Here is a 13,118-nt window from a genome sequence, read left to right as displayed (position 1 = left end):
GAAAAGGAGGAAAGCGATGAGCGCCGTAGAAGCACCCGCGGGCCGCCCGGCCGCGCCCCCTGCAAAGAAGACGATGCTGCGCCGCCTGCTCAGTCATCACGAAATCGCGACGCTGCTCGTGCTGCTGCATGCACCGATCGGCGCGAACGCCAAACCCGAATTGCCCGCGCTGCAGGAAGCCGGCCTCGTCGAAATGGTCAAGCTCGACCCCGATACGGCCCCGAGCTTCCGGCTGACCGAAGACGGCACGGCCGTCCTGAAAGGGCTCGGCTACCGCTGAGCCGCCGCTTTCACCGCTTCACCCTTCCCGCTTCCCCGCCTTACCCCGATCCCCGCGACGCGCCGGCCACGCCGGCGAGTTGCGTCACCCCGCCCGCTCCTGCAGCATCAACCGGTATTCCGTCGGCGTCACGCCGACCGTCGCCTTGAACTGACGCGTGAACGCGCTGTGATCCGTGTAGCCGCACAGCGCGGCGACGTCGGTCACCTTGTCGTGCGTGACGAGCAGCGCGGTGGCCGCGTCGAGCCGCGTCTTCAGCAGCACCTGGCGCGGCGTCAGGTGGAACACCTTGTGGAAGTAGCGTTCGAGCTGCGCGACCGACATCCCGGCCATCTGCGCGAGTTGCTTCAGGTTCAGCGGCTGCACGTAATGATCCTGGATGTGCTGGACCACGTCGGCGAGCCGGCTGTAGGCCGGGTGCGATCCCTCGTGCGCCTTCAGGTCGCGCGAGATGCCCGCGAGGCCGACCACCCGGCCCGCGGCGTCGCGCAGCGGCTCCTTGCAGGTCAGGCACCAGCCCGGCTGGCGGCCCGGATACAGGTGCAGCTCGAGCTGGTCCATCAATTGCTGGCCGGCGTTGATCGTCGCCATGTCCTGCTCGAAATAGCTGCGGCCGAAGCGACGCGGAAACACCTCGTCGGCCGTCTTGCCGAGCAGGTCGCGCTTGTCCTTGTAGCCGCAGCGCATCGCCAGCGTGCGATTGACGATCGCGTAGCGGCCGCTCGCATCCTTCACGAAGAACGCGACGTCCGGCAGCGCATCGAACACCGGTTCGAGCAGGCGGAAATGCACGAGCATCGCGCCGAGATCGGCGTTGTCGGGCTGGTAGCGCAACGTGTCGGACAGGCTCATGGGCGGTACGGCAAGCAAGGTCGTCATCCCGGCAACCGCGAAGCGAGTGGCAGATGGCGTCGATTATAGGAGCGCCCCTTCGTTCGCGTCGCGCCGGGCGCGGGGCGGGGCGGGCAAGGCGGCGGCCGGTTGCATCGTGCGTCGCGATCGGCCGCATCGGTCAGCCGCACAGGTTGCGCACACAACTACTGCGAAACGCATGCGGCGCCGGCGAAGGTTCCGCTTTCGCCGCGGCCGGCGCAGCACGTCGACACACTGCCAGCACATCCCCGAATCCGCCATCCTAAAAATGCCGGCGACCCGCGTCTTGGCGGGTTTGCGCATCCGCCATGACGATTTCAGCATATATCAGGGTAATCGACGATATGCCGATATCGTCGCCGGCCACGCATCGAACGCGCAAGACGCACGCATTTTCGCTATCTAGACTTCGCTTCACGGTCACGAGACGACATCCCGCCGCTGCCGCAATCGGCACGCACGACCCGTCGCATCCGCCGTCGCGCACGCCGATTCCGGCATAGCACACGCAGCACGCGGCGAGCACGCATCGCCGCTGCGCACCGGCCTGCGGATCGATACGTCTCGCCCGGTTTACCGGCGCCGGCCCGCATGCCGGCGGCGGCCCAACCACGCCATCAAGGGGAAGTGAAAGTGAAGCTGAAGGTATCGCACGTCGCGCTGGCCGCCGCCTGCGCACTGTCGGGCGCGCACGCCATCGCCGCCGACGTCGTCAAGATCGGTTTCGCCGCACCGCTGACCGGCCCGCAGTCGAATTACGGCACGGACATGCAGAAGGGCGTGCAGCTCGCGATCGCCGATTTCAACGCGACGCATCCGACGATCGGCGGCAAGCCCGTCACGTTCCAGCTCGACTCGCAGGACGACCAGGCCGACCCGCGCACCGGCACCACCGTCGCGCAGCGGCTGATCGACGACAACGTCCGCGGGATCATCGGACACTTCAACTCGGGCACCAGCATTCCGGCGTCCGACCTGTACGATCGCGCGGGGCTGCCGCAGATCTCGATGGCGACGTCGCCGCAATACACGGCGCGCGGCTACAAGACGACCTACCGGCTGCTGACGAGCGACGCGCAGGCGGGCCGCATCGTCGGCACGTACGCGGTGAAGACGCTGCGCTTCAAGCGCATCGCGATCATCGACGACCGCACGGCCTACGGCCAGGGCATCGCGGACGAATTCGCGAAGGCCGTGGAAGCGGCCGGCGGCACGATCGTCAAGCGCGACTTCACGAACGACAAGGCGCTCGATTTCTCCGCGATCCTGACCAACCTGAAGGGCATGAATCCGGACGCGATCTTCTACGGCGGCGGCGATGCGCAATCGTCACCGATGATCCGCAAGATGCGCCAGCTCGGGATGAAGTCGGCCTTCGTGACGGGCGAAATGTCGCGCTCGCCGACGTTCCTGAAGGTCGGCGGCGACGCGGCCGAAGGCGCGATCGTCTACATGGGCGGCCTGCCGAAGGAAAAGATGCCGGGCTTCTCTGGCTACGCGGCCCGCTACAAGGCGCGCTTCAACGAAGACGTGATCACCTACTCGCCGTATTCGTACGACGGCACGATCGCGCTGCTCACCGCGATGAAGGACGCGAACTCGACCGACCCGAAGGTGTACACGCCGTATCTCGGCAAGGTGTCGATCAAGGGTGTGTCGGCCCCGAGCATCGCGTACGACGCGAAGGGCGACCTGAAGGATGCGCCAGTGACGATCTACAAGGTCGAGCGCGGCGCGTTCAAGCCGGTCGATACGATCGCCGGCAACTGATACGCACCCCTTCCCGCGCGGCGCGCCAGCGGCTCACCGGCCGCCCGCGCCGCGCGCTTCGGCCGCCTGGTCCGAAGCCGTCCTCGGCGCGCGCCCGCGCGCAGGCATTTCGCGCTCCTGTAGAATCCCCCCACCCGCTTTGACGCTTCGTCTCCGCCGTGCCCCATCCCGGTGCGGCGACGCGTGTTGCGCGCCCCACCCGGCACGCCGCACGCTTCGACGACGCAAGCCGCGCCTTGTCAGTCCATGCCGAAAAGCGGGCCCTGGAGACGCAGCACCGACAACAACATTCGAATACCGATCGTCCTGACCATGCAAGCTTCCGAATTGAGCGGCGTGCCTCGCGCCGCCGAACGCGCGCTCACGCGCAGCGACTACAAGACCCTTGGCCTTGCCGCACTCGGCGGCGCCCTCGAGTTCTACGACTTCATCATCTTCGTGTTCTTCGCGCCGGCGATAGGGCAGCTGTTCTTCCCGCACGACATTCCCGACTGGCTGCGCCAGTTGCAGACGTTCGGCATCTTCGCGGCCGGCTACCTCGCGCGCCCGCTCGGCGGCGTGATCATGGCGCACTTCGGCGACCTGTTCGGCCGCAAGCGGATGTTCACGCTGAGCGTGCTGATGATGTCGGTGCCGACGCTGCTGATGGGCCTGCTGCCGACCTACGACACGATCGGCATCCTCGCGCCGGTGTTGCTGCTGCTGTTCCGCGTGCTGCAGGGCGCGGCGGTCGGCGGCGAAGTGCCGGGCGCGTGGGTGTTCGTGTCCGAGCACGTGCCGTCGCGCCATATCGGCTACGCATGCGGCACGCTGACCGCGGGTCTCACGGCCGGCATCCTGCTCGGCTCGCTCGTCGCGGCCGGCATCAACAGCCGCTACTCGACGGCCGAAGTCGGCGCGTTCGCATGGCGCATCCCGTTCCTGCTCGGCGGCGTGTTCGGGCTGTTCTCCGTGTACCTGCGCCGCTGGCTGCATGAAACGCCGGTGTTCGCCGAGATGAAGGCGAAGAAGGCGCTCGCGGCCGAGATTCCGCTGAAGGCGGTGCTGCGCGACCACGGCCGCGCGGTGATCGTGTCGATGCTGCTCACGTGGATGCTGTCGGCCGCGATCGTCGTCGTGATCCTGATGACGCCCGCGCTGCTGCAAAAGCAGTTCCACCTGACGCCGGCGACGACGCTGTTCGCGAACAGCGTCGCGACGCTGTGCCTGACGGCCGGCTGCATCACCGCGGGTTCGCTCGCGGGCTGGATCGGCGCGAAGCGCGTGCTCGGCATCGGCGGGCTCGGGCTGGCCGCGTGCTACTACCTGCTGTTCGCGCAGGTCGCGGCCGATGCGTCGACGCTGCCGCTCTACTACGGGATCGCGGGCTTCATGGTCGGCACGATCGGCGCGGTGCCGTTCGTGATGGTCAAGAGCTTCCCGGCCGTCGTGCGCTTCTCGGGCATCTCGTTCTCGTACAACGTCGCGTATGCGATCTTCGGCGGCCTCACGCCGGTGATCGTGTCGCTGATGATGAAGTCGAATCCGCTCGCGCCGGTCGTGTACGTCGCGGCAATCTGCGTGCTGGGCGCGATCGCCGTGCAGTTCTCGAAGGATGCGAAGGATGTGAAGGACGCACGCTGAACGTCGGCGCGCACGCGCGGGCCGGATGAACGAAGGGCCGAATCCCGCGGCGTGCGGGATTCGGCCCTTTTGTCTTGCGTCGGCCTGGCGGCGGCTGCGTGAATCTGCCCGGTTCAGCGCAGCACGCCGTACGACGAACTCGGCCGGCGCAGCGCGTCGATGCTCGCGCCGCCTGCGCCCGTGACGAACAGCAGCAGGAACCCGCCGGCGATCGCGACGTTCTTCCAGAAGTGAATCACCATGTCGTGCTGGACGGCCGCGTTCGTCGCGTCCCAGAAATTGTGCCCGACCATCGCGGTCGCGATCGTGTAGACCGCCATCAGCAACGCGAGCGGCCGTACCTTGTAACCGACGATCAGCAGCAGGCCGCCGAGCCCCTCGATCGCGACGACGATCGGCGCGACGACCTGCTGATAGGGCACGTTCATCCCGTGCAGATACGCGACGAAGTCGCTGTAGCCGAGCAGCTTCATGATGCCGCCCCACAAGAACAACGCCGCCAGCGCCAGGCGTGCGAAAAAAATGACGCCGGAATCGACGGTACGCGTCATGCCTCTCTCCTCGTATGCAATTCGGCCGGCCGCGCGGCCCGGCAGGGGGCGCGCGGCAAATGGGCCAGCATAGAGGGTCTTTCCGCGGTGTCCAAGAAAAAGGTTGTAGCAAATCTTTACACTGCGGCGGCGACGCCCGCGGCCCGACGCGTGGAAAAAACGCGTTTAGCCCGCGTCGCTCAACAGCACGCCCTTCTTGAAGATGAAGCAGCCGTAGCCGCGCGTTTCGCCGGTGACGATCACCGCATACGCCTGCTGCGCGCGCTCGTAGAACGCGAAACGGTCGATGCCGGCGAGCGGCACCGCGCGCCCTTCCGCGCGGTCGATCTCGGCCTGCACTTCGCGCTGCACGGGCGGCACCGCGGCCGCGTCGCCGACGACTTCCATCCGCCATGCGGGCGTGTCGACGAACGTATCGAGCGGCAGCACGGACAGCACCGCGCGCACGACGCGCGCCGAATCGGCGCCGTCGATCCGCAGCGCGCGGCCGACCACCGTGTGCTCCGCGACGGATTCCGCCGGGAAATTCGCATCGCAGATCGCGATTTCGTCACCGTGGCCCATCGCGCGCAGCGTGTGCAGGATGTCGGCGTGCAGCAGCGGGTCGAGATTCTTCAGCATGTCGGCTAGTCTCCGGGATCAGGAACGAATCGCATAACGTTACCCGATCCCGGCGGCCGCTGCGCATGTGCCGTTCGCGTCACGACGCCGCGGCCGGCATTTCGTCGATGAAACCCGTGACCGATGCGAGGCGGCCCGATGCGTCGACGGTGCCGAAGTCCGAGCCCTTCACGATCGCCGCGCCGTCGGGCGACACGAGCGCCCACGAGAACCGCAGATGCTGGCCGAACGCGTCGACGTCAGTCGTGCGGCGGAAGCGGTACGCGGGGAAACGTTGCTGCACGGCGGCGATCATCGTATCGATGCCCGCGTGGCCGTCGCCGGCCATCAGCGGATCGCGATAGGCCGCGTCGCTCGCGTAGGTCGCGTCGATCAGCGCGCGGCGGCGCGCGACGTCGGGTTCGTTCCACGCGTCGAAGTAGCGGTCGACCAGGTCGGCGTGGACGGACGAAGCGGATTGAGCGGTGTTCATGGCGAGGCTCCTTGTGTCGGTGGACGATGTCGCGGACGTTTCGGGTCCGCGTGCCGCTATCGTCGCCGGGCGCGCGCGGACGGTCGATTACGTGCGAGGTAAGGAAATCGCGCGTGCGCCGCCCCAAAAGAAAACGGGCGCCCGAAGGCGCCCGCATCGTCTTGCCGCTACCACCCGCACGTATCAGGTCACCGGCGCCGGATTGAACAGCGTCAGCGCATTCGCGAGCTTCCATTGCTCGGCCCACGTGCGGCGCTTGCCGCTGGCGACGTCGAGCATCAGCCGGAACAATTCCCAGCCCGTGTCCTCGATCGTCGCCGCGCCGGTCGCGATCTGCCCGGCGTCGAGATCCATCAGGTCGTGCCAGCGGCGCGCGAGATCGCTGCGCGTCGCGACCTTGATCACCGGCACCTGCGCGAGGCCGTACGGCGTGCCGCGGCCGGTCGTGAAAATGTGCAGGTTCATCCCCGCCGCGAGCTGCAGCGTGCCGCAGATGAAATCGCTCGCGGGCGTCGCCGCGTACAGCAGCCCCTTCTGCCGCGCCCGATCGCCGGGACGCACGACGCCGGCGATCGGCGCGCTGCCCGACTTCACGATCGACCCCATCGCTTTCTCGACGATGTTCGACAGCCCGCCCTTCTTGTTGCCCGGCGTCGTGTTTGCGCTGCGGTCGACGCGGCCGCGCTGCAGGTAGCGGTCGTACCAGTCCATCTCGCGAATGATCTCGCGGGCGACGTCCTCGTTCGCCGCGCGCGACGTGAGCTGCGCGACGCCGTCGCGCACTTCGGTCACTTCCGAGAACATGATCGTTGCACCCGCACGCACCAGCAGGTCGGCCGCGAAGCCGACCGCCGGGTTCGCGGTGAGCCCCGAGAACGCGTCGCTGCCGCCGCACTGCACGCCGACGACGAGATCCGACGCGGGACACGTCTCGCGACGGCGGCGGTTGAGCCGCTCGAGATGCGATTCGGCCATCTTCATGATCGAGTCGATCATCGAATTGAAGCCGACGTGCGCGGCATCCTGCAGGCACACGACGCCGCCGTTGCCGGTCGCGCCGTCGGCGGTCACCGGGATCGCGCCCGGCGGCAGCAGACGCTCGGGCTGCAGCTTCTCGCAGCCGAGGCTCACGGTCATCACTTCGCCGCCGAAATTCGGATTCAGGCTGATGTTGCGCAGCGTGCGGATCGGGATGTCGGCGTCCGGCGCATCGATCGCGACGCCGCAGCCATACGTATGTTCGAGCCCGACCACGTCGTCGACGTTCGGGTAGCGCGGCAGCAGTTCGTCCTTGATCCGCTTCACCGCATGTTCGACGACGCCCGACACGCATTGCACGGTCGTCGTGATCGCGAGGATGTTGCGCGTGCCGACCGAACCGTCGGCGTTGCGGAAACCCTCGAACGTATAGCCTTCGAGCGGCTCGAGCGGCGGCGCGGCACGCGTCGCGAGCGGCAGGTCGTCGAGGCCCGGCGGCTCGGGCATGCGCATCGTGCGCTCGTTGACCCAGCTGCCGCGGCGCAGGTCGGTCAGCGCATAGCCGATCACCACGTTGTAGCGCACGACCGGGTCGCCGGCCGCGAGGTCGACAAGCGCGACCTTGTGTCCTTGCGGCACGCCTTCGCACAGCGTCAGCCCGTCGGCGAACGTCGCGCCTTCGGGCAAACCGCCGTCGTTGACGACGATCGCGACGTTGTCGTCCGGATGCACGCGGATGTAGAGCGGGGAAGCAGTCATCGGAATTCCTGGAAGCATTCTGCGATATCGTTAGTCATCATACGACATTCAACCTCACTCGACGATGCTGCGTAAACCCTTATCCGGAAAGACCCTACCCTTGACCCGCCAGCAAACCGCTTGCGTCGCTCTTTCTTGCGTTGTACGATGACATACAACGACATCGCCAATTCGGCTCGTATGCCGTTCCCGACGAACCAGCACTCGCGCTAGACGGACGACCCCAACCATGACTTCACCGCAAGAACTCAAACAGATCATCTCCCACGGCCTGCTGTCGTTTCCGCTGACGGATTTCGACGCCGACGGCAGCTTCCGTCCGAGCACCTATGCCGAGCGCCTGGAATGGCTGGCGCCGTACGGCGCGAGCGCGCTGTTCGCGGCCGGCGGCACCGGCGAATTCTTCTCGCTCACGCAGCGCGAGTATTCGGACGTGATCCGCGTCGCGACGGAAACCTGCAAGGGCAAGGTGCCGATCCTCGCCGGCGCGGGCGGCGCGACGCGCGTCGCGATCGAATATGCGCAGGAGGCCGAGCGCCTCGGCGCGAGCGGCGTGCTGCTGATGCCGCACTACCTGACCGAAGCGAGCCAGGAAGGGATCGCCGACCACGTCGAGCAGGTGTGCCGCGCGCTGAAGATCGGCGTCGTGGTGTACAACCGCGCGAATTCGAAGCTGAATGCGGACATGCTCGAGCGCCTCGCCGACCGTTGCCCGAACCTGATCGGCTTCAAGGACGGCGTCGGTGAAATCGAGAACATGGTCACGATCCGCCGCCGCCTCGGCGATCGCTTTGCGTACCTCGGCGGCCTGCCGACGGCCGAAGTCTATGCCGCCGCGTACAAGGCGCTCGGCGTGCCGGTGTATTCGTCGGCCGTGTTCAACTTCATCCCGAAGACGGCGATGGCGTTCTACGAAGCGATCGCGAAGGACGACCACGCGACGGTCGGCCGCCTGATCGACGAGTTCTTCCTGCCGTACCTGAAGATCCGCAATCGCCGCGCGGGCTACGCGGTCAGCATCGTGAAGGCGGGCGCGAAGCTCGTCGGCCACGATGCGGGCCCGGTGCGCGCACCGCTCGTCGACCTGACCGACGAAGAAGCGGCCGAGCTCGACGTGCTGATCAAGAAGATGGGCCCGCAGTAAGCGGGTTCGCCGGTGGCGCGGGCGTCCCGCTCCGCCTCCGTCTCACGCAATGGCCGCGCGGCTCGACGAGCCGGCGCGGCCATTGCATTACATCTGCGCGATCGCGCCGATGATCCGCTGACGCACACCGGTGAGCGTGCGCTGCGTCTCGTCGATCCCCTTGCGCGCCGCGAGCGGCCGGCCGCGCGCCGGCGACTCGGCGCCCACGATCTGCTCCAGCACGTCGCGATCGACGACTGCATCGAAGAAGCGCCCGACGGTAAACATCGCGTACTGCTTCGCCGTCGCGAGATGCGTGTTGGCCTGCGTGAGCGCGTCGGCGCGCTGCGCGCCGTTCGGCCCGTCGATGCTGCGGCGGTGCTTCAGCGCGAACACCACCGCCTCCATGTCTTGCTTGAAGCGCTCGACGGCCCTGCCGAAGATCACCGAATGCGGATCGGGGCCCACGACGGGCCGCCCCTGGTTGATCGTCACGTCGAATTCGCTGCCGCCCAGCTCGCGCTGCAGCGCGAACAGCGCGTCGGCCAGCACGCGCCCTTCGCTGGTTTCGCCGATCTGGGTACGGACCGATTTCGCGACGTCGCCGATCGCTTTCCACAATCCGGCCGCGAACAGGTGGTCGCCACGCTTGCTGATATTCATTGGATGGTTCCTTGTTGGTCTTGTGCGTCTCTCAGGCTCGCCCGCGGACCTGACGGTCCGAGGCTTCGCTACTGTAGGAGAAACGGTGCCAACAGGAAAGCCGCGCTGAAAAAAACGGAGACGGCCACCGGCCGCCTCCGTTTTTACCCATCCGGCGAGCGGCCCGGCGTTCGCCGCCGGGCCGCCGCCCGTCACTCCGCCTTGCCGTCCCGCAGCCGCGGAATCCCGAGCGGGTTGCCTTCCTGCAGCCCTTCCGGCAACAGGTCGTCCGGGAAGTCCTGATAGCACACCGGCCGCAGGAAACGCTCGATCGCCGTCGCACCGACCGACGTGACGGCCGGGTTCGACGTCGCGGGGAACGGCCCGCCGTGCACCATCGCGTCACACACCTCGACGCCGGTCGGGTAGCCGTTGACCAGCAGGCGCCCGGCCTTGCGCTCGAGGATCGGCAGCAGCCGGCGCGCGAGCGGCTTGTCGTCGGCATCCATCTGCAGCGTGGCCGTCAACTGGCCTTCGAGCGCGTCGAGCACGCGTGCGACTTCGTCGAGATCGCGGCAGCGCACGATCAGCGACGCCGGCCCGAACACTTCGTGGCTGAACGCCGGCTCGGCCAGGAACGCCTGCGCGCCCACTTCGTACAGCGCGCCGCCCGCCTGGCAGTCGGTCTGCGCCGCCTCGCCCGCGCCGATTTCGCGCACGCCCGACAGTTCGGCCAGCTTGCCGCGACCGTGACGGTACGCATCGGCGATGCCGCGCGTGAGCATCACGCCGGCCGGCTTCTTCGCGAGCGCCTGCGCGGCGACCGTCTCGAAGCGGTCGAGATCGGGGCCGTCGATCGCGAGCACGAGGCCCGGATTGGTACAGAACTGGCCGACGCCGAGCGTCAGCGAATCGACGAAGCCCGTCGCGATCGCGTCGCCGCGCGCGGCCAGCGCGGCCGGGAACAGCACGACAGGGTTGATGCTGCTCATTTCCGCATAGACGGGAATCGGCTGCGGGCGCGCGTTCGCGAGCTGCACGAGCGCCATCCCGCCCTGCCGCGAACCGGTGAAACCGACGGCCTGGATCGCCGGATGGCTGACCAGCGCGGCGCCGATCACGCGGCCGGGGCCGACCAGCAGCGAGAACACGCCGGCCGGCATGCCGGTTTTCGCGACGGCGGCGCGGATCGCGCGGCCGACCAGCTCGGACGTGCCGAGGTGCGCTTCATGCGCCTTCACGATCACCGGGCAGCCGGCCGCGAGCGCCGACGCGGTATCGCCGCCCGCCACCGAGAACGCGAGCGGGAAATTGCTCGCGCCGAACACGACGACGGGCCCGAGCGCGACTTTCTGCAGCCGCAGGTCCGAACGCGGCAGCGGCGTGCGCGCCGGCTGCGCGGGATCGATCGACGCGGCGAGGAAACGTCCGTCGCGCACGACACGCGCGAACAGCCGGAGCTGGCCGACGGTACGGCCGCGCTCGCCCTGCAGCCGCGCGACGGGCAGGCCCGTTTCGGCGTGCGCGCACTCGATCAGCGCGTCGCCGAGCGCGACGATTTCATCGGCGATCGCTTCGAGAAACGCCGCCCGGGCCGCGAGCGGCTGCGTGCGGTACGCATCGAACGCGTCGCGTGCGAGTTCGCACGCGCGGTCGACGTCGGCCTGCGTCGCGACGCCGAACGCCGGCGCCTCGATCGGTGCGCCCTTCGCCGGATCGAACGCGTACAAGGTTCCGGCCGAGCCGGCCACCGCTTCGGCGCCGATCAGCATCTCTCCTGTCAGTTGCATGGGTGTGCTCCGTGGTTCGGGAATGGATTGCCTATTGTAGCTCAACAGATACGATGTCTGCCGACATCCGCGCAGTATCCTGTCCGCAGGCAAAGGCGCCGACGATACACGCGGAAGCCTTTCCCGGCCAGCCTCTCACGACTTTCCCACACTGTGACGACGATCCTCAAAGGGAAAACCCGAGGTTTCTGGATTCGAGCATTCTCAATAAACTTTCGCCTATGTCATACGACGACGTACATTCAAAGTGAGCAATCAACCCTCCCCGCGCGATCTTCCGCTCGACCTCGCGCGCACTGCGCGCCGGACCGCCGTGCGCTACTGGATCCTGGCGATGCTGTTCGTCGTCACGACGCTCAACTATGCGGACCGCGCGACGCTGTCGATTACCGGCACGCCGATCCGCAAGGCGTTCGGCATCGATCCGGTGACGATGGGCTACATCTTCTCGGCGTTCAGCTGGGCGTACGTGCTCGCGCAACTGCCGAGCGGCTGGCTGCTCGACCGCTTCGGCGCGCGGCGCGTGTATGCGGCGAGCATCTTCCTGTGGTCGGCGTTCACGCTGCTGCAGAGCACGATCGGCCTCGGCGGCAGCGCCGCGTTCGCGGTCGCCGCGCTGTTCGCGATGCGCTTCGCGGTCGGCATCGCGGAGGCGCCGGCGTTTCCGGCGAACGCGAAGGTCGTCGCGAGCTGGTTCCCGACGGCCGAGCGCGGCACCGCATCGGCGATCTTCAACGCCGCGCAGTACTTCGCGGCCGTGGTGTTCTCGCCGCTGATGGCCTGGCTCACGCATGCGTACGGCTGGCATCAGGTGTACCTGTGGCTCGGCCTGGCCGGCATCGCGCTCGCATTCCTGTGGCTGCGCGTCGTGAAGGACCCGGCCGACCATCCGGCCGTGAACCGGGCGGAGCTCGACCATATCGAGCAGGGCGGCGGCCTCGTGCGGTCCACCACGCGCGGTAGCGGCGGCGCGTCCGAAGGCAGCCGCGTGGCGGGCTGGTACTACGTGCGCCAGCTGCTGTCGAACCGGATGCTGATCGGCGTGTACGTCGGCCAGTACTGCGTGAACGTGCTCACGTACTTCTTCCTCACGTGGTTTCCGATCTACCTCGTGCAGGCGCGCGGGATGTCGCTGCTGAAGGCCGGCTTCATGACGTCGCTGCCGGCGATCTGCGGGTTCCTCGGCGGCGTGCTCGGCGGGATGCTGTCGGACGCGCTGATCCGCCGCGGCGTTTCGCTGACGCTCGCGCGCAAGATCCCGATCGTCGGCGGGATGCTGCTGTCGATGGTCATCATCGGCTGCAACTACGTCGACAGCGAAGCGCTGGTCATCATGCTGATGGCCGTGTCGTTCTTCGGCAAGGGGATCGGCTCGCTCGGCTGGGCCGTCGTCGCGGATACCGCGCCGAAGGAAGCGATCGGCCTGTCGGGCAGCCTGTTCAACATGTTCGGCAACACGGCGGGCATCGTCGCGCCGATCGCGATCGGCTACCTCGTCGGCGCGAGCGGCTCGTTCAACGGCGCGCTCGTGTTCGTCGGACTGAACGCGCTCGTCACCGTGTTCAGCTATCTCGTGATCGTGAAGGAGATCAAGCGCGTCGAACTGCGTCATCGCGACGCGTGAGGTTCGACCTTT

12 protein-coding genes are annotated in these 13,118 nt (G+C 67.6%); 5 read left to right on the top strand and 7 right to left on the bottom strand.

The genetic code is table 11. The features are described 5' to 3' along the window. The first annotated feature begins 16 nt into the window (after window positions 1-16). Window positions 17-280: a hypothetical protein gene (locus tag H0X91_RS15120; RefSeq protein WP_006489463.1), complete on the top strand. Its 264-nt coding sequence runs from the start codon at window positions 17-19 to the stop codon at window positions 278-280. An 84-nt stretch (window positions 281-364) separates the two neighbouring features. Here H0X91_RS15120 and H0X91_RS15115 read toward each other — a convergent pair whose 3' ends face one another. After that, window positions 365-1,159, bottom strand: a complete 795-nt coding sequence (locus H0X91_RS15115) for an AraC family transcriptional regulator (RefSeq protein ID WP_006489480.1) — start codon at window positions 1,157-1,159, stop codon at window positions 365-367. A 585-nt stretch (window positions 1,160-1,744) separates the two neighbouring features. Between H0X91_RS15115 and H0X91_RS15110 the strand changes: the two genes are divergently transcribed. Next, window positions 1,745-2,923 (top strand): branched-chain amino acid ABC transporter substrate-binding protein, encoded by a 1,179-nt coding sequence (locus H0X91_RS15110; protein ID WP_006489492.1) that lies wholly within the window; start codon window positions 1,745-1,747, stop codon window positions 2,921-2,923. Window positions 2,924-3,235: 312 nt separating this feature from the next. Then, window positions 3,236-4,546, top strand: a complete 1,311-nt coding sequence (locus H0X91_RS15105) for an MFS transporter (protein WP_006494264.1) — start codon at window positions 3,236-3,238, stop codon at window positions 4,544-4,546. Between the two features lie 113 nt (window positions 4,547-4,659). Here the strand turns inward: H0X91_RS15105 and H0X91_RS15100 are convergent, their stop codons facing one another. The 4 genes from H0X91_RS15100 to garD all read right to left on the bottom strand — a co-directional run bounded on the left by H0X91_RS15100 (window position 4,660) and on the right by garD (window position 7,927). Then, window positions 4,660-5,097, bottom strand: a complete 438-nt coding sequence (locus tag H0X91_RS15100) for a DoxX family protein (RefSeq protein WP_006491342.1) — start codon at window positions 5,095-5,097, stop codon at window positions 4,660-4,662. A 165-nt stretch (window positions 5,098-5,262) separates the two neighbouring features. Further along, window positions 5,263-5,718, bottom strand: a complete 456-nt coding sequence (locus H0X91_RS15095) for an RbsD/FucU family protein (protein ID WP_006491332.1) — start codon at window positions 5,716-5,718, stop codon at window positions 5,263-5,265. A gap of 79 nt (window positions 5,719-5,797) precedes the next feature. Further along, window positions 5,798-6,190 (bottom strand): nuclear transport factor 2 family protein, encoded by a 393-nt coding sequence (locus H0X91_RS15090; protein WP_006491341.1) that lies wholly within the window; start codon window positions 6,188-6,190, stop codon window positions 5,798-5,800. A gap of 183 nt (window positions 6,191-6,373) precedes the next feature. After that, window positions 6,374-7,927 (bottom strand): galactarate dehydratase, encoded by a 1,554-nt coding sequence (garD, locus tag H0X91_RS15085; protein ID WP_059720636.1) that lies wholly within the window; start codon window positions 7,925-7,927, stop codon window positions 6,374-6,376. 229 nt (window positions 7,928-8,156) lie between these two features. Between garD and kdgD the strand changes: the two genes are divergently transcribed. Continuing rightward, a complete protein-coding gene (gene kdgD, locus H0X91_RS15080; RefSeq protein ID WP_196433118.1) occupies window positions 8,157-9,071 on the top strand; it encodes a 5-dehydro-4-deoxyglucarate dehydratase in 915 nt (304 codons plus the stop codon). An 87-nt stretch (window positions 9,072-9,158) separates the two neighbouring features. On the opposite strand, the gene H0X91_RS15075 is transcribed toward kdgD, so the two are convergent. Continuing rightward, window positions 9,159-9,713: a hypothetical protein gene (locus H0X91_RS15075; protein ID WP_034203261.1), complete on the bottom strand. Its 555-nt coding sequence runs from the start codon at window positions 9,711-9,713 to the stop codon at window positions 9,159-9,161. A gap of 191 nt (window positions 9,714-9,904) precedes the next feature. Next, complete coding sequence (locus tag H0X91_RS15070) at window positions 9,905-11,482, bottom strand: aldehyde dehydrogenase (NADP(+)) (protein ID WP_196433117.1); 1,578 nt, start codon at window positions 11,480-11,482, stop codon at window positions 9,905-9,907. Window positions 11,483-11,729: 247 nt separating this feature from the next. Between H0X91_RS15070 and H0X91_RS15065 the strand changes: the two genes are divergently transcribed. Next, window positions 11,730-13,106: an MFS transporter gene (locus H0X91_RS15065; protein WP_006494259.1), complete on the top strand. Its 1,377-nt coding sequence runs from the start codon at window positions 11,730-11,732 to the stop codon at window positions 13,104-13,106. Window positions 13,107-13,118 lie beyond the last annotated feature (12 nt).

Source organism: Burkholderia sp. 9777_1386 (genome assembly GCF_015712265.1).
In the GTDB taxonomy this organism is placed as follows: domain Bacteria; phylum Pseudomonadota; class Gammaproteobacteria; order Burkholderiales; family Burkholderiaceae; genus Burkholderia; species Burkholderia cenocepacia.
Note: the sequence above shows the minus strand (reverse complement) of the source record. Positions and strands in the feature narration are given on the sequence as shown.